General features: G+C 70.1%; 16 protein-coding genes. 9 read left to right on the top strand and 7 right to left on the bottom strand.

From position 1 onward, the window contains the following. The first annotated feature begins 94 nt into the window (after positions 1 to 94). On the top strand, positions 95 to 523 hold the full coding sequence (locus AC3WRV_RS03600) for a superoxide dismutase (RefSeq protein ID WP_492312165.1): 429 nt from the start codon (positions 95 to 97) through the stop codon (positions 521 to 523). Positions 524 to 593: 70 nt separating this feature from the next. Here the strand turns inward: AC3WRV_RS03600 and AC3WRV_RS03595 are convergent, their stop codons facing one another. Further along, entirely contained in the window at positions 594 to 836 is a 243-nt protein-coding gene (locus AC3WRV_RS03595; RefSeq protein WP_291832172.1) for a GlsB/YeaQ/YmgE family stress response membrane protein, read from the bottom strand. A gap of 177 nt (positions 837 to 1,013) precedes the next feature. On the opposite strand from AC3WRV_RS03595, the gene AC3WRV_RS03590 reads away from it, so the two are divergent. Both AC3WRV_RS03590 and hisN read left to right on the top strand, forming a co-directional pair. After that, positions 1,014 to 1,394 (top strand): helix-turn-helix domain-containing protein, encoded by a 381-nt coding sequence (locus AC3WRV_RS03590; RefSeq protein WP_291832171.1) that lies wholly within the window; start codon positions 1,014 to 1,016, stop codon positions 1,392 to 1,394. A 213-nt stretch (positions 1,395 to 1,607) separates the two neighbouring features. Next, positions 1,608 to 2,393 carry a histidinol-phosphatase gene (hisN, locus tag AC3WRV_RS03585; protein WP_492312164.1) on the top strand — a complete coding sequence of 262 codons (786 nt, stop codon included), beginning with the start codon at positions 1,608 to 1,610 and terminating at the stop codon, positions 2,391 to 2,393. 151 nt (positions 2,394 to 2,544) lie between these two features. On the opposite strand, the gene AC3WRV_RS03580 is transcribed toward hisN, so the two are convergent. The 3 genes from AC3WRV_RS03580 to AC3WRV_RS03570 all read right to left on the bottom strand — a co-directional run bounded on the left by AC3WRV_RS03580 (position 2,545) and on the right by AC3WRV_RS03570 (position 5,457). Continuing rightward, positions 2,545 to 3,627 carry an alpha/beta hydrolase gene (locus AC3WRV_RS03580; protein ID WP_291832169.1) on the bottom strand — a complete coding sequence of 361 codons (1,083 nt, stop codon included), beginning with the start codon at positions 3,625 to 3,627 and terminating at the stop codon, positions 2,545 to 2,547. Then, entirely contained in the window at positions 3,624 to 4,535 is a 912-nt protein-coding gene (locus tag AC3WRV_RS03575; RefSeq protein ID WP_492312163.1) for a class I SAM-dependent methyltransferase, read from the bottom strand. Before AC3WRV_RS03575 ends, AC3WRV_RS03580 begins: the two co-directional genes overlap by 4 nt. Before the next feature lie 94 nt (positions 4,536 to 4,629). Further along, positions 4,630 to 5,457: a class I SAM-dependent methyltransferase gene (locus AC3WRV_RS03570; RefSeq protein ID WP_291832167.1), complete on the bottom strand. Its 828-nt coding sequence runs from the start codon at positions 5,455 to 5,457 to the stop codon at positions 4,630 to 4,632. A 261-nt stretch (positions 5,458 to 5,718) separates the two neighbouring features. On the opposite strand from AC3WRV_RS03570, the gene AC3WRV_RS03565 reads away from it, so the two are divergent. After that, positions 5,719 to 6,204: an Hsp20 family protein gene (locus AC3WRV_RS03565; protein ID WP_291832166.1), complete on the top strand. Its 486-nt coding sequence runs from the start codon at positions 5,719 to 5,721 to the stop codon at positions 6,202 to 6,204. 78 nt (positions 6,205 to 6,282) lie between these two features. On the opposite strand, the gene AC3WRV_RS03560 is transcribed toward AC3WRV_RS03565, so the two are convergent. From AC3WRV_RS03560 to gpmA, 3 genes are all read right to left on the bottom strand, one after another. Next, positions 6,283 to 7,557 (bottom strand): pentapeptide repeat-containing protein, encoded by a 1,275-nt coding sequence (locus AC3WRV_RS03560; RefSeq protein WP_492312162.1) that lies wholly within the window; start codon positions 7,555 to 7,557, stop codon positions 6,283 to 6,285. A 112-nt stretch (positions 7,558 to 7,669) separates the two neighbouring features. Beyond that, on the bottom strand, positions 7,670 to 8,308 hold the full coding sequence (gene ribD, locus AC3WRV_RS03555; RefSeq protein ID WP_291832164.1) for a bifunctional diaminohydroxyphosphoribosylaminopyrimidine deaminase/5-amino-6-(5-phosphoribosylamino)uracil reductase RibD: 639 nt from the start codon (positions 8,306 to 8,308) through the stop codon (positions 7,670 to 7,672). A gap of 2 nt (positions 8,309 to 8,310) precedes the next feature. Continuing rightward, positions 8,311 to 9,030: a 2,3-diphosphoglycerate-dependent phosphoglycerate mutase gene (gene gpmA, locus AC3WRV_RS03550; protein ID WP_492312161.1), complete on the bottom strand. Its 720-nt coding sequence runs from the start codon at positions 9,028 to 9,030 to the stop codon at positions 8,311 to 8,313. A gap of 183 nt (positions 9,031 to 9,213) precedes the next feature. Between gpmA and AC3WRV_RS03545 the strand changes: the two genes are divergently transcribed. From AC3WRV_RS03545 to AC3WRV_RS03525, 5 genes are all read left to right on the top strand, one after another. Beyond that, entirely contained in the window at positions 9,214 to 10,713 is a 1,500-nt protein-coding gene (locus tag AC3WRV_RS03545; RefSeq protein WP_492312160.1) for a phosphomannomutase/phosphoglucomutase, read from the top strand. A gap of 74 nt (positions 10,714 to 10,787) precedes the next feature. Then, positions 10,788 to 11,330 (top strand): hypothetical protein, encoded by a 543-nt coding sequence (locus tag AC3WRV_RS03540; RefSeq protein WP_291832161.1) that lies wholly within the window; start codon positions 10,788 to 10,790, stop codon positions 11,328 to 11,330. Between the two features lie 57 nt (positions 11,331 to 11,387). After that, positions 11,388 to 12,722, top strand: coding sequence for an FAD/NAD(P)-binding protein (locus tag AC3WRV_RS03535; protein ID WP_492312159.1), 1,335 nt, complete (start codon positions 11,388 to 11,390; stop codon positions 12,720 to 12,722). Next, complete coding sequence (locus AC3WRV_RS03530; protein ID WP_291832159.1) at positions 12,722 to 13,456, top strand: ribonuclease T2 family protein; 735 nt, start codon at positions 12,722 to 12,724, stop codon at positions 13,454 to 13,456. The genes AC3WRV_RS03535 and AC3WRV_RS03530 overlap by 1 nt, the downstream gene beginning before the upstream one ends. Positions 13,457 to 13,510: 54 nt before the next feature. Further along, a complete protein-coding gene (locus tag AC3WRV_RS03525) occupies positions 13,511 to 14,149 on the top strand; it encodes a DUF805 domain-containing protein (RefSeq protein WP_492312158.1) in 639 nt (212 codons plus the stop codon). Positions 14,150 to 14,151: the final 2 nt, after the last annotated feature.

Below are 14,151 nucleotides of genomic sequence, written 5' to 3'. Positions count from 1 at the left end.
GCCCAAGGTCATTTCTGGGCGCCTGAAACAAACCGAAACAGAGGGTGTTTTGCCCAGGTGGGCGCTTCCGCCCGCGTTGATCGAGGCTGACATCATGCGAAAGACCGCGCTCCTCACTGGCGTCGCCGGCCTGCTCCTCATGACCGCTCCCGCGTTCGCCCAGGACAGCACGGCCACCCCGCAAACCCCCGCCCCGGCCTCCCCGCCGGCGGCTGAACAATCACAGGCTCTCGAGCTTCAACCCGGTTCGGACGTGAAGGGCTCGGACGGCGCGGTGCTGGGCAAGCTTGAAGGCGCCCGCAACACCCCGGCGGGCCAGGAACTGACCGTACGCGGTTCGGACGGCGTCCTGCGCGGCGTGCCCGTGTCCGGCGGCGTGCGCCAGGACGGCGCCGGCGTCGCCGTGGGCTGGTCCGCTTCGCAGTTCTCCGCGGCCCCGGCCATCACTGAACCGGCCCAACCGGCGACCCCCGCCGAACCGCCGGCTGAGCCGGCCGAACCGGCCACGCCGCCGAGCAACTGATCGGCTGAAGGCAAAAGATAAGGGCGGCTCCGGAAGGAGCCGCCCTTTTTCGTTCGTTCTCGCCGGTCGATCAGGCCTTGCGCTTCACCAGACCCAGCAGGAACAGCAGGATGATCGCGCCGAGGGTGGCGACGATGGTCGAGCCGATCCAGCCGCCCCAGGCGAAGCCGAGGGCGTTGGCGATGAAGCCGCCGATCAGGGCGCCCACGATGCCGACGATCAGATTGGTCAGCAGGCCGTGGTTGCGGCCCATGATCTGTTCGGCCAGCCAACCGGCGATGATGCCGACGATAATCCAGAAGATGATGTTCATTTCAGCTTTCTCCACAAAGCAACGCTCGAGCAACGAACGCCCCCGCTTCGCTTGGGTTGCCTTGACCGTGGCGAACCCTGTTTTTCCGTAATCCCCCGGGACGCGAGCCCGGCACGCCCCTTGCCCCTTGGAGGGCGAGCCGTCCCGCATCGGGACATCGCACCAGGGACCCGGACCATGGCTTCGGACATCGATCTTCACCTCGGACGCCGTCTTCGCCGCCGCCGCCGCCTGCTGGGCCTGACCCAGCAGCAGCTGGCCATGCAGGTCGGCATCCGCTTCCAGCAGATCCAGAAATACGAATGCGGCGCGAACCGCATCTCGGCCGCCCGCCTGTGGCAGCTGGCCGAGGCCCTGGAATCGCCGATCAGCTATTTCTACGACGGCCTGGAAGAGGCCATGGAACGCCGGGAGGCAGCCAGCCAGGGCGGCGAGATGTTTTCCCGCAAGGAAACGCTCGACCTGATCCAGGCCTATTATCAACTGGGCGAACGTCCGCGCCGCCGCCTGCTGGACCTGGCCAAGTCGCTGCACGCGGAAGGCGGCGAGCCGGCCTGATGTCTTTCCTTGCCCCATCGCGCGCCGCGCGGCGGCGCGCTGCCTGAGGGCTTTATGCTTGCCCTAACGCGCGGTCGCGCTTCTTGAGGGCAGGTTCGAGTTCCCCCGTGGCGCGTTGCACAGCGCCCGGGCGGCCGTCTCACGGGCATTGCACGGCGCGGGGACGGCGATCATCCGGTGACAGGCGGGCGGCGCGTGGGTATGCCGCCTGCCATGACCGAACATGAGCGTTTCATCGTCGAACTGGCGCAGGCGGCCGCAGCCGTCACCCTGCCCTTCTTCCGGTCCGACATCGGACATGAGGACAAGGGCGGCGCCGCCGGGTTCGATCCCGTCACCGAGGCCGACAAACAGGCCGAGGCGGCGATCCGCAAGCTGATCGCCGAACGCTATCCCGACCACGGCGTGATCGGCGAAGAGTATGGCGAGGACCGGCCGGACGCCGAGTTCGTCTGGGTGCTGGATCCCATCGATGGAACCCGGGCCTTCATCTCGGGCCTGCCGTTGTGGACGACGCTGATCGCCCTGCGCGTGGGCGGGACGCCGACGGTGGGCGCGATCGCCCAACCCTATCTGGACGAGATCTTCATCGGCGGGCCGTCGGGCGCGCGCCTGCTGCATGGCGGGGCAGAGACGCCGCTGAAGGTGCGCGCCTGCGAAAAGCTGACCGACGCGGTCATCTCGACCACCGATCCTAACATTTTCAACGGCGCCGAACTGGGCGCCTGGACCCAGGTGCGGGCCACCGCGCGGCTGGCCCGGCTGGGATGCGACGCCTACGCCTACGCCATGGTCGCCGCCGGGCGGATGGATCTGGTCGCCGAGACCAGCCTGAAGCCCTGGGACTGGTCGGCGCTGGTCCCGGTGATCGAGGCGGCGGGCGGCAAGGTGGTCAACTGGCGCGGCCAGAAACCGGACGACGGCGGGCAGGTGCTGGCGGTCGGCGACGAACGCCTGATCGATCAGGCGCTGGTGACGCTGAAGCGGGCGGCGCTGTAACGCGGAGGGCCGTCTTCGTGCGGCAGCGCCTAGCTAGTGATTAGTGGTTAGTGACTAGTGGTTCGATGGGGCAGGCGTCAGCGCCAGGACGGCGACTACCGCCCTCGAAGCCAGCATCCACTAATCACTAACCACTTATCACTGGCTGGGCTCAGGCGGCCGAGGGTTCCGTACTCGGCGGGAAGCCCAGGTCCGAGGCCGGTTCCGCGACCGCAGCGGGCTCGGGCGTCACGACGACCGGGCTCAGGTCCTCGATCGGCGAGACATAGGCCGCCAGGGCGTCGAACTCCTCCAGGAAGACCGCGCGCTTGTCGTCAGTCTCCATGATGACTTCGTGCTTGGCGCCCGCGACCTCGATGTAGCGGCCGCGGCCCAGCCGCTTGGCGGCCCATTTGTTGGTCTGCTTCCAGACACGGTCGTCCTCGCCCGACTGGACGATGGCGACGGGGATGCGGACGGCCTTCAGCGCCTTGGGCTTGAGCGCGCGCTCGCCGGCGTCCAGGCCGAAGGCCAGCCAGCCCCAGGTGGGACCGCCGACGGCCAGGTGCGGGCAGGCGAAGAGCTGCTGGCGCCACTGCTCGTAACGGCTCTCGTCCGTCGTCAGGGCGTCCTTCTCGAAGGTGTGGTCGAAGGGATCATCGGCGTCGTCGAGCACATAGTCCCCGGCCTTGCCGTGACGCAGGTTCCAGCGCACCGCCAGCTTGACCGACCACATCGACCGCTTGCCGGTCTTGATGCGCAGCATGGGGCTGGACAGCAGGGCGCCCGAGAAGCGGTCCTCGCCGTTCTCCAGCGTCATCAGGTTCAGGCAGCCGCCCATGGAATGGCCCACCATGACCCAGGGCTTGGGCGCCCGGCCTTCGAAGGCGTCGAGCAGGCGGGCGTAGTCGTCGAGGAATTCCTCCACGGCCCGGGCATGGCCCTTCAGGCGGTCCGGCAGCAGGCGGGCCGACAGGCCCTGGCCGCGCCAGTCGTGGGCCAGGACGCACCAGCCGCGCGCGAGGAAATTGCCGATGACCTCGAAATATTTCTCGATCGGCTCGGTGCGGCCGGGGCTGAGCACCACGGTGCCGCGCGGCTTGCGGGCCACCAGGGCCGAGGGCGTCCAGAAGGCGGCGCGCAGGCGCAAGCCCCCGGCCCCGCGGAACCACTCACCCTCTCCGCCGGGAGGCGAAGAGGCGCCCGGAACGCCCATCAGGGGCGCGTTGGCGGCATAGGCGACGGCTCGGTTCACTCAGGCTTCCTGAACTTCAAGGTCATGCGGTCGCTTTCCCCGATCTCATCGTACTTCGTACGATTGAAGGCCGGATCCGGCGGCGAACCGCGCGGCGCGGTGAGGCGCAGCGGCGGCAAGGTATCCACTCCGAAGGGATGATCCTTGGTATCCCTTTCATTCGCGTTGATTTCCGACGCGGCGACGAAGGCGAACCCGGCTTCCGCCGCCAGCTGCCTGACGAACGCTTCCTGGACGTATCCGTTCGCCGCGGCCGGGTCCTGATCTTCATCGGGGCCGAGGCGATGCTGTTCGACGCCGAGGACGCCGCCGGGACGCAGGGCGGCCCAGGCGTCGGCGAAGGCCTTTTCGGCGATGCCCGCGGCCATCCAGGCGTGGATGTTGCGCATGAACAGGACCAGGTCCGCCGTGCCGGCGGGAGCGACCGGCCCCGAGGTCGGGCCGAAGGCGGTCAGTTCGATCTCGCCGTAGAGCTTGCGGTCGTTGGTGAAGCGCTGCTGGAAGGCCGACATCAGCTGCACCTGCGCCGGATTGGCGCCCGGTCCGGTCTGGAAGCCGGCGGCGATGTAGTGGCCCGCCCCCTCGGCGAGATAGGGCGCGAGGATTTCGGTGTACCAGCCGCTGCCGGGCCAGAAATCGACCACGGTCATGCGCGGCTGCAGGCCGAAGAAGCGCAGGGTCTCCATCGGATGACGGGCGGCGTCGCGGCTGCGGTCCTGGGCGCGCCAGGGGCCGGCGACGGCCCACTCCAGCGAGCCCTTGGGCGGACCGTCGGGCGTGGTCGGCGGCTCGGCGGTTTCTTCCCGCTTGCCGCATGCGGCCAGACCGACGAGGGCCGAGGCCGCAACGCCGGTCAGGACGCTCCGGCGTGAAGGACGCCGTCGCCAAGCCTCGTTCAGATCATTCATGCACGGCCCCCGCAGGACGGTCCGGACGCCCTTGGTCCCGCCCCGGAACGGAGGGCTTAACCCTGTTCATCCGCGCGGTCAAAACGCACATCGCTCAGTCCGGCTTGCGGAATCGCAGGGTCATGCGGTCGCTCTCGCCGACTGCGTCGAACTGGGCGCGCTCCTGTTCGGTAAGCGGTGTCGGGCGGTCCGTGGCGACGCCGTCGCGCGGCGTGCTGACGCGGGTCGGCGGCAGGGTCCAGACGCCGTAGGGATGGTCGTGGTCGTCCTTCGGGTTGGCGTTCAGTTCGCTGCGGCCCTCCAGCACGAAGCCGGCGGCCTGGGCGGCGTGGATGACGTAGCTTTCCGAGACATAGCCGGTCGGGGCGGTCTGGTCGGCGTTCAGGCCCTCGGCGCCGCGGTGCTGTTCGATGGCCAGCACGCCGCCCGGCTTCAGCGCCTTGAAGAAGGCGGCCATATAGGGGGCGGTGCGGTTGCTGCGGTGCCAGTTGTGCAGGGCGCGGGCGACCACGATCATGTCGGCGCTTCCGTCTTCGACGCCCATGCCTTCCAGCGGGCGATTGACCGGGACGTAGCGGCCGCCGGTCGCCGCGGCGTAGGGCTCAAGAATGTTGCGCCACCAGCCGGCGCGGCCCGGCTCGATCTCCACCACCGTCATGTTGGGGTGCAGGCCCCAGAAGGTCAGGGTCTCGAACGGGTGACGGGCGGCGTCGCGGGCGCGGTCGGCCTCGGGACGGGTCGCCGAGGCGACGGCGGCCTGCAGCGCGGCGTCTTCCTGAAGCACCGGCGGGGCCATGGCCGCGCGACGGGCCGAGCGCTGGGCCGCGGATTCGTCGAGGTTGGGCAGGGCGGGCAGGGCCTGCGCGAACGCTGTGGCGGGAAGGGCGAGGACGGCGGTCACGGCCAGTATGGTCAGGCGCATCGGTTTTCCCGGAAGCTTCAGAAGAGGCGGCGACCCTGACGGCCCCCGTCCGGTGGAGCAAGCCGCATCGCGTTCGACGCGACACGATCACGCGGTCTTGACGTCCAAACGCGGCTTCCCATCTGATCCGTCGAGGCCGCCGATGTCGGGGCCTCCGGAGCGCGCGGGGCCGATCACGGGCCGCACGAGCCGAACTCCCATCGCCGGTCCGGGCACAAACCGCGGGACCGGTCCCCTTGCTGATCCTCAGGAGGATGACCCATGCGTACCTATGATTTCTCGCCGCTGTACCGTTCGGCCGTCGGCTTCGACCGTCTGGCCAATCTGCTGGAGAGCGCCGCGCGCACCAGCCAGGAAAACGGCTGGCCGCCCTACAACATCGAGACCACGGGCGAGAACGCCTATCGCATCGAGGTGGCCGTCGCCGGCTTCAAGCCCGACGAGCTGAACATCGAGGTGAAGGAAAACCTGCTCACCGTGACCGGCCGCAAGGCCGCCAACGACCTGCCGGGCGACGGCGTCGCGCCGCCCGAGCGCAACTTCCTGCACCGCGGCCTGGCCGAGCGTGACTTCGAGCGCCGCTTCCAGCTGGCCGACTATGTGGTCGTGAAGGGCGCGGACCTGGTCAACGGCCTGCTGTCGATCGACCTGGCCCGCGAACTGCCCGAAGCCCTGAAGCCCCGCCGCATCGATATCGGCCAAGGCTCCAAGCTGATCGAAGGCAAGAAGGCGAAGACCGCCGCCTGAGCTATCCGCCCTCAAGCCGCCAATAGGCGATAGGGCAAGAAAAGACCTGCGGGGCGGCGCGGTGCGTCGCCCCTTTTTTCAGGCCTGGAGCGCGGCTTCCAGACCCTTGGCGCCGTGGGTGACGGCGCCGCGCATCTCGGCCTGCCTCAGGCAGGCGCCGTGCAGGATGGCGCGGTTCAGTTCGGCGTCGACCAGGCTGGCGCGTTTCATGTCGGCGCCCGACAGGTCCGCCCCCTTGAGGCTGGCCCCGGTCAGGTCGGCGGGCAGCAGGCGGTCGGCGGCGATCATCAGCGGCCCCATCTGCGCCTCGCGCAGGTCGGAGCCGTCCAGGCGGGCCCGGGCCAGCCGCGCGCCGCGCAGGTCGGCGCCGCGCAGATTGACCGAGCGAAGATCGGCCCCTTCCAGATGCGCGCCCTGCAGCTGCACCCCGCCCATGTCGAGGCCGTAGAAGACGGCGCCCTTGGCGGACAGGGCGGTCAGATTGTAGCCGCGGATCGAGCCCAGCGCCCGCAGATCGACGCCGTCGAACACGGAGGGCTGGCCCAACGCGCCGCCGGTCTCGCACCACTGGGCGTGCTCGGACAGCATTTCGGCGGCGGGCATCTTGCCGACCGGTTCGCCGGACGATTTGTCGTCGGTCAGGGCGCCGGCCATGTCCGCCCCGTCGGTCCGCCACATGGCGGACTTGACCCCCACCAGCACCGCGTCGCGCAGGTCGGCCCCGGTCAGGTCGGCGCCCGAGAGGTCGGCCCCGGCCAGATTGGCGCCCTTGAAGCTGGCCTGCTTCAGGTTGGCGCGGACCAGCTTGCAGTCCTTCATAATGGCGTCGGAGAAGTCGGCGGCGACGGCGACCACGCCGGTCAGCTTGGACCGCTCCAGATTGGCGCCGGCCAGGCAGGCGCCCTGGGCCGTGGTGTCGCGGACGGAGCGCGCCTCGATCACGCGGAAGCCCAGGCGGGCGTCGGCGGCGGCGATGGCGCCTTCGCGCAGGTCGGCCTCGAACAGGTCGGCGCCCGTCAGGTCGGCGCCGCGCAGGCAGGCCCCGCGCAGGTCGGAACGGCGCATGCTGGCGTCGCGGAAGACGGCGTCCTGCATGTCGGCGCCGAAGAAGGTGGCGTTGTCCAGCCGGCAGCCGGAGAGGTCACACCCGATCAGGCAGGCGGCGGCGAAATCGGCGTCGGCGAGGTTGCGGCCCGTCAGCGACAGTCCGGACAGATCCATCCAGGCGAACACCGCCCGGGCGCCGCCGGGCTTGGCCTGCCACAGGCGGTCATGCCGGGCGCAGATGACGTCCAGTTCCTGTTGGGTGATGCGCCTTCTGGCGGCAGGGGTTTGAGCCGTGTTTCCCGACATTGCGCCAGAATGGCACGCCTCCGCTTAAGGAAGCGTGAGGGCGTTTTTTAGTGCGCTGTCGGTCACGACGCCGCCGTGACCTGCTTGAGCGCGGACGACTTTGAGGCCCAGTCTATCGGGTCAGCAGGCCCTGCTCGTCCAGCGCCTCGGCCAATTCGCCCGGCCCGACCCACAGACGGGTGTAGCCGGCCTCGCCCAGCCGCTTCAACTCGGTCGCCAGATCGGCGCGCGAGGAGGCGGCGAAGCGGGCGTCGAAGCCCTCGCCGGTGTCGTCGACGCGGACCATGGGGCGGCCCGTCTCGACGCGGTGCAGATAGCCTTCGTAGAGGACGGCGGCCTCCTGCGAGAGCAGGCCCGTCTCGACCTCCAGCCCGGCCTTGCGCAGGCGTTCGACGCCCCGGCCCGAGGCGAAGGGCGAGGGATCGACGGCGGCCACGACCACCCGCGCGACGCCGGCGTCCATCAGGAAGTGCGAGCAGGAGGTGCGGCCCGACGACCGGGCGCCGCACGGCTCCATGGTGACATAGGCGGTGGCGCCCCTGGCCCTGTCGCCCGCCGCCGGAACGGCCTGTTCTTCGGCATGGGGACGGCCGCCGGGCGCGGTGGCGGCCTCGGAGACCACCTCCCCGTCCCTGACGATCACGCAGCCGACCGCCGGGTTCGGCCAGGTCTGGCCCATCCGCGCCTTGGCCAGGGCGATGGCCCGGCCCATGAAGCGGATGTCGTCCGACGCCTGCTGCGCGCTGGTCATGATCAGGCTCCCGGGATCGGCGGCAGCGGCGTGGCGCGGCTGTCGTCCAGATAGCGCGCGGCCGTCGGCGTGAGCGATCCGTCCAGATCGATCTCCAGCGGATTGCCGGTCGGGATCTCGACGCCGACGATCTGGTCGTCCGGCACGCCGAACAGGTGTTTGACGATGGCCCGCAGCGAATTGCCGTGGGCGGCGATCAGCACGTCCTCGCCGGCCTTCAGGCGCGGGGCGACAGCCTCGTCCCAGTAGGGCAGGACGCGGTCCAGCGTGGTCTTCAGGCTTTCGGTGTCCGGAATGGCCTTGCCGGCGTAGCGGGGGTCGGCGGTGAAGTCCCATTCGCCGCCGGGGGCCAGCGGAGGCGGCGGGATGTCGTAGCTGCGGCGCCAGATCTTCACCTGGTCCTCGCCGTGCTTCGCCGCCGTCTCGGCCTTGTCCAGCCCGGTCAGGCCGCCGTAGTGGCGCTCGTTCAGCCGCCAGTCCTCGACCACCGGGACATCCTTGAGACCCGCCGAGTCCAGGGCGAGCGCTCCGGTGCGCTTGGCCCGCTTGAGCACGGAGGTGAACATGACGGCGGGGTGGAAGTCCGCTCCGGCGATCAATTCGCCGCCCTTGCGCGCCTGCGCCTCGCCCTCGGCGGTCAGGTCCACGTCGACCCAGCCGGTGAAGCGGTTTTCGAGGTTCCACTGGCTCTGGCCATGGCGCAGCAGGATCAGGCGAGGCATGCGGGTCTCCGGTTGTGATCTGTCGGGGGTAGGCCCGGGGTCCGGAAGGGTCAAGCTTTGGGCCGACGTCCGGTTCCCGGCGCCCATGACGGCGTTCGCGCGTTGTTGCGGCGCCCGAGCGCCCGGGGCTATCAAGGCGCACCTCCGCCGCGACCGCTCCGGTCCGGCCACCCAGGACGACCCATGCTGAAGCCTCGCGCCGACCTTCGCCCGAACACCGCCGAGTACGAGACCACGCCGCTGGTGAAGGCGACCGGCTTCCGTGAGTACGACGCGCGCTGGGTGCTGGAGAAGGAGATCAACCTGCTGGGCATCCAGGCGCTGGGCCTGGGGCTGGCGACCTACATCCACGAGATCGGCCAGCGGCCCAAGATCGTGGTCGGCCACGACTACCGCTCCTACTCCCTGTCGGTGAAGCAGGCGCTGACCCTGGGCCTGCTGGAAGGCGGCATGGAGGTGCTGGACATCGGCCTGGCCCTGTCGCCGACGGCCTATTTCGCCCAGTTCGAGCTGGGCGCGCCGTGCGTGGCCATGGTCACCGCCAGCCACAACGAGAACGGCTGGACCGGCGTGAAGATGGGCGCCAACCCGCCCCTGACCTTCGGCCCCGACGAGATCGGCCGCCTGAAGGAGATCGTGCTGGAGAACCAGGGCGTCTCGCGCGCCGGCGGGACCCTGAAGCGCATCGAGGGCTTCCGCGAGAAATACATCGCCGACATCGTGTCCAAGGTTCAGCTGACGCGGCCGATCAAGGTGGTCGCGGCCTGCGGCAACGGCACCGCCGGCGCCTTCGCCCCCGAGGCCCTGCGCCGGATGGGCTGCGAGGTGATCGAGATGGACACCGAGCTGGACTACACCTTCCCCAAATACAATCCGAACCCGGAAGACCACGCCATGCTGGTGCAGATGGCGGCCAAGGTGCGCGAGACCGGCGCCGACCTGGCCCTGGGCTTCGACGGCGACGGCGACCGCTGCGGCGTGGTGGACGACACGGGCGAGGAGATCTTCGCCGACAAGATCGGCCTGATGCTGGGCCGCGACCTGTCGGCCCTGCACCCCAACGCCACCTTCGTCGTCGATGTGAAGTCGACCGGCCTGTACAAGACCGACGCGGTGCTGAAGGCCAACGGCGCGACCACCGTCTACTGGAAAACCGGCCACTCCTACATCAAGCGCAAGACGGCCGAGCTGGGCGCGCTGGCGGGCTTCGAGAAGTCGGGCCACTTCTTCTTCAACGCCCCGCTGGGTCACGGCTATGACGACGGCATCGTCGCCGCCGGCGCGGTGCTGGCAATGCTGGACCGCAATCCGGGCAAGAAGCTGAGCGAGCTGAAGGCCGCCCTGCCGGACGCCTGGACCAGCCTGACCATGTCGCCGCACTGCGACGACGAGCTGAAGTACGAGGTGCTGGAGCGGATCGTGGCCGAGTATCAGGCCCTGGCGGACGCCGGCGGATCGATCCTGGGCCGCAAGATCGTCGAGGCCATCACCGTCAACGGCGTGCGCGTGCACCTGGAAGACGGCAGCTGGGTCCTGGTCCGCGCCTCGTCCAACAAGCCCGAGCTGGTGGTGGTGGTCGAAAGCATGCGGTCCGAGGACGACATGCGGGCCCTGTTCCGCGAGGAAGTGAAGCCGCGTCTGGCGAAGTACAAGGAAGTCGGCGCCTACAACCAGGAAATCTGACGTCAGCCGCCGGGCCTGATTCCGACACAATGGCGCGGACAGATTAAGCTTCACCATAAACGGAGAAGCCGATCATGCTCGCCGCCCTCGTGACCGCCCTCGCCCTGCAGGCCGCGCCCGACGCCGCCGTCGGCTGCGCCCTGACGCCCGAACATCTGGTCGCCAACCGGACCCTGAGTTTCGAGTCGTTCGACCAGCGGGGCGTGACGCCGTGGACGGCGCGCAAGCTGGGCGAGCGCGAGTGCTACGTCGAGGCGGCGCGGGCCAGCGAGGACTATCTGCTGCACGGTCCCGAATTGACCGAGCGCCAAAGGCAGGTGGTGAGCTGGCACCTGGGTCAGTACCTGGCCTCAGCGGGCGCGGAGCTGGAGGCGGCGCGGGTGATGGCGACCACCATGCGCAACGAAGAGATGACGCCCGACAATTTCGACTGGAACACCTACGCCCGGGGCACCCACGCCTTCCTGACCAAGGACCGGGCCGCGATGGACGCCGCGGTCACGGCCCTGTCGGCGCAGGAGGGGATGCGCAACCAGATCAACGCGCGCGCCCTGCGCCGCCTGCAGAGCTGCTTCGACCGACCCTACCGCGAGGCCTACGGCTGCGAGGTTCAGTGACCCGGGTTTGACCCCTCGGGCGGCGCGGTCCAGAACCCCGCCAACGGAGGAGGCGTCGTGACCCGGACCATCGAGCGCGTGGCGATCATCGGCGGAGGCTTCTCCGGCGCCATGCTGGCCGCGCGGCTGGCCGAACGGCGAATTGCCTCGACGATCATCGACCGCACCGGGAATTTCGGCCTGGGCGTCGCCTATTCGACGCCGTTCGACGGGCATCTGCTGAACGTGCGCTCCAACCGGATGAGCGCGATCAGCGACCGTCCCGGCGACTTCGTGCGCTGGCTGGAAACCCACCATCCCGACCGCGCCGACCCGAACGGCTTCGCGCCGCGCCGCCTGTACGGCCGGTATGTGCAGGACCGGCTGGCCGAGGTGCGGGCCGCCCGCCCCGGCCTGATCGAGACCGTGAAGGGCGAGGTCGTCGGCATCGACACCGACGCGGTGCGCCTGGCCGACGGACAGATCGTGAAAGCCGACGCCATCGTCCTGACCACCGGAAACCCGGCCCCGAAGACGGCGGCCGCCGGCCAGGACGGGACGGCGGGCCGGGTGATCGGCGACCCCTGGGCCGCCGGCGCGCTGGACCGCATCGGACCGGAAGACGACGTGATCGTCGTCGGCACCGGGCTGACGATGGTGGACATGGTGCTGTGGCTTCAGGCGCGCGGCTGGCGCGGCCGGGCGCGGGCGCTCTCGCGACGGGGGCTGAAGCCCCGGGGGCACGACAACCGGCCCGACGCCTATGTCGAACCCACGGACGACCTGCTGCACGCGGCCCCGTCCCGACGGCTTCACGAAGCGCGGCGTCTGTCCGCGGACGGCGACTGGCGCGGGGTCATGGACGGGCTGAGGCCGATCACCGCCGACCTGTGGCAGGCGGCGGACATTCCGACCCGGGCGCGACTGGTGCGCCACCTTCGGCCCTGGTGGGACGTCCACCGGCACCGGATCGCCGACACCATCGCCGCCGCCATCGCCGCCCTTGAGGACGAAGGCCGTCTGACGATCACCGCCGGCCGCGTGAAGCGGATCGAGGAGGGCGCGGAAGCCGTGACCCTGACCTTCCGCCCCCGCAGCGGGCCGGAACAGCCGCCGATCACCGGACGCTGGCTGATCGACTGCACCGGGCCGGGCCACGACCCGGCCAAGGACCCGCTGACCGGACCCCTGTTGGCGGACGGACGGGCGCGGATGGACCCGCTCAGGCTGGGCCTGGACCTGGACCTGCAGGGACGCGTCCTGCACGCCGACGGGACGACCGACCCGCGCCTGTTCGTGCTGGGACCGCCGGCCCGCGCGACCTTCTGGGAGACCATCGCCGTGCCGGACATCCGCAAGCGGGTCGACGATGTGGCCCAGGCCCTGGGCGCGCTGAACCGGGAGCCGGCGTGATGCGTATCCGACCCACGATCCTGCTGGCCGGCCTGCTGACCGCGACCGCCGCGCTGACCGCCTGCGAGACGCAGCCGGCGGCGCCCGCCGTCGTCGCGGCGACGGCGCAGTCCTGCCGCCTGCCCGCCGTGCTGCCCGCGCCGGAAATGGAGCATGTCCGACCCGACGAGGTCGTGGCCGACCGGCCGATCCTGTTCCACATGCTGGCGGTGACCTGGATGCCCGAGACCTGCCGCACCGGCGGGGACGGCCAGGGCGACCTGGCGTGCGACGCCAACCGCTTCGGCTGGACCCTGCACGGGCTGTGGCCGAACTCGGACGGGCGGCCCTATCCGCGCTATTGCCGGGCGGCGACACGGGTGGCGCCCCAGACCATCCGGGCCGAGCTGTGCCGGACGCCGTCGGTCGATCTGGTGCAGCATGAATGGGCCGCGCACGGCACCTGCGGCTGGGACACGCCCGAGGCCTATTTCCAGCAATCGGCCGCCATGTACGACAAGCTGGTCCGGCCCGATCCGCGGGCCTTGCGCACGGCGGGCGAGCTGCGCGACGCCTTCGCCCGCGCCAACCCGGGCCTGCCGCGCCAGGCGGTCTATATCGCCGTCACGGAGGACGACCGGCTGCGCGAGGTCCGCATCTGCAACGACCTGTCGTTCAACCCGCGTCCCTGCCCCCGCGGCGAGGTGGGCGCGCGCGACGCGACGGTGCTGACGGTGGAGCCGATCCGGGACTGACTGGCCCCGACCGGCGTCCCCCGATAGGCTGGAGCCGTCATCAAGGGGGACGGCATGGCCAATCCGATCATTCGAGGCTTCAGCAAGCTGACGCAGTTCTCGGGCCGCGATACACGCGGCGAGTTCTGGCCCTACGTCGGCATGGTGGTCGCGCTGGTGTTCCTCGTCCAGGCCATGGGCATGAGCTGGGTGATGGCCGATCTGATCGGGAAGGCGCAGGCCTATACCGACGCGCAACCGGTCCTGTTGATCGACCCAGACCTGCCGCCCGACACCCCCGTACGGATCGAGGCGGAGCCGCCTCCGCTTCCGCCGCCGCCGACGCCGGACTTCCGCATCCTGGGCGGAGTCATGGGAGTGACGGTCGTCCTCGCGATCAGCCTGTTGGCGGCGGCGGTGTCGCGGCGCCTGCATGATCGCAACATGACGGCGCTTTGGGGCCTGATGCCCGTGCCCTTCCTCGGCATCGCCGCGATCGGTTTTCCGATCATGATGACGGACATGATGGCCAGCGAGACGCCGAACCTCGGCCTGTTCGGCCTGCTGGTCCTCAACAACGCGCTCTACATGGTCGCGCTGGTGACGCTGATCATCATCCTGGCCCAGCGGGGCGCGCCCGGACCGAACCGCCATGGCGAGACCACACTGGCGCCGGAGCCGCAGCCGGTCAGCGACTGGGGACGGCCGGACTGAGG

This window comes from Brevundimonas sp. EU05-FHT14B11 (genome assembly GCF_058790835.1).
This window is presented reverse-complemented; position numbering and strand designations above follow the sequence as displayed.

Excerpts from the sequence above, each read along its gene's own strand:
- AC3WRV_RS03600 (WP_492312165.1), top strand. The coding sequence starts at position 95 with ATGCGAAAGACCGCGCTCCTCACTGGCGTCGCCGGCCTGCTCCTCATG.
- AC3WRV_RS03565 (WP_291832166.1), top strand. The coding sequence starts at position 5,719 with ATGCGTACCTATGATTTCTCGCCGCTGTACCGTTCGGCCGTCGGCTTC.
- AC3WRV_RS03530 (WP_291832159.1), top strand. The coding sequence starts at position 12,722 with ATGCGTATCCGACCCACGATCCTGCTGGCCGGCCTGCTGACCGCGACC.
- ribD (WP_291832164.1), bottom strand. The coding sequence starts at position 8,308 with ATGACCAGCGCGCAGCAGGCGTCGGACGACATCCGCTTCATGGGCCGG.
- AC3WRV_RS03590 (WP_291832171.1), top strand. The coding sequence starts at position 1,014 with ATGGCTTCGGACATCGATCTTCACCTCGGACGCCGTCTTCGCCGCCGC.
- AC3WRV_RS03560 (WP_492312162.1), bottom strand. The coding sequence starts at position 7,557 with ATGTCGGGAAACACGGCTCAAACCCCTGCCGCCAGAAGGCGCATCACC.
- AC3WRV_RS03575 (WP_492312163.1), bottom strand. The coding sequence starts at position 4,535 with ATGAATGATCTGAACGAGGCTTGGCGACGGCGTCCTTCACGCCGGAGC.
- AC3WRV_RS03545 (WP_492312160.1), top strand. The coding sequence starts at position 9,214 with ATGCTGAAGCCTCGCGCCGACCTTCGCCCGAACACCGCCGAGTACGAG.
- AC3WRV_RS03525 (WP_492312158.1), top strand. The coding sequence starts at position 13,511 with ATGGCCAATCCGATCATTCGAGGCTTCAGCAAGCTGACGCAGTTCTCG.
- AC3WRV_RS03570 (WP_291832167.1), bottom strand. The coding sequence starts at position 5,457 with ATGCGCCTGACCATACTGGCCGTGACCGCCGTCCTCGCCCTTCCCGCC.
- AC3WRV_RS03540 (WP_291832161.1), top strand. The coding sequence starts at position 10,788 with ATGCTCGCCGCCCTCGTGACCGCCCTCGCCCTGCAGGCCGCGCCCGAC.
- hisN (WP_492312164.1), top strand. The coding sequence starts at position 1,608 with ATGACCGAACATGAGCGTTTCATCGTCGAACTGGCGCAGGCGGCCGCA.
- gpmA (WP_492312161.1), bottom strand. The coding sequence starts at position 9,030 with ATGCCTCGCCTGATCCTGCTGCGCCATGGCCAGAGCCAGTGGAACCTC.
- AC3WRV_RS03595 (WP_291832172.1), bottom strand. The coding sequence starts at position 836 with ATGAACATCATCTTCTGGATTATCGTCGGCATCATCGCCGGTTGGCTG.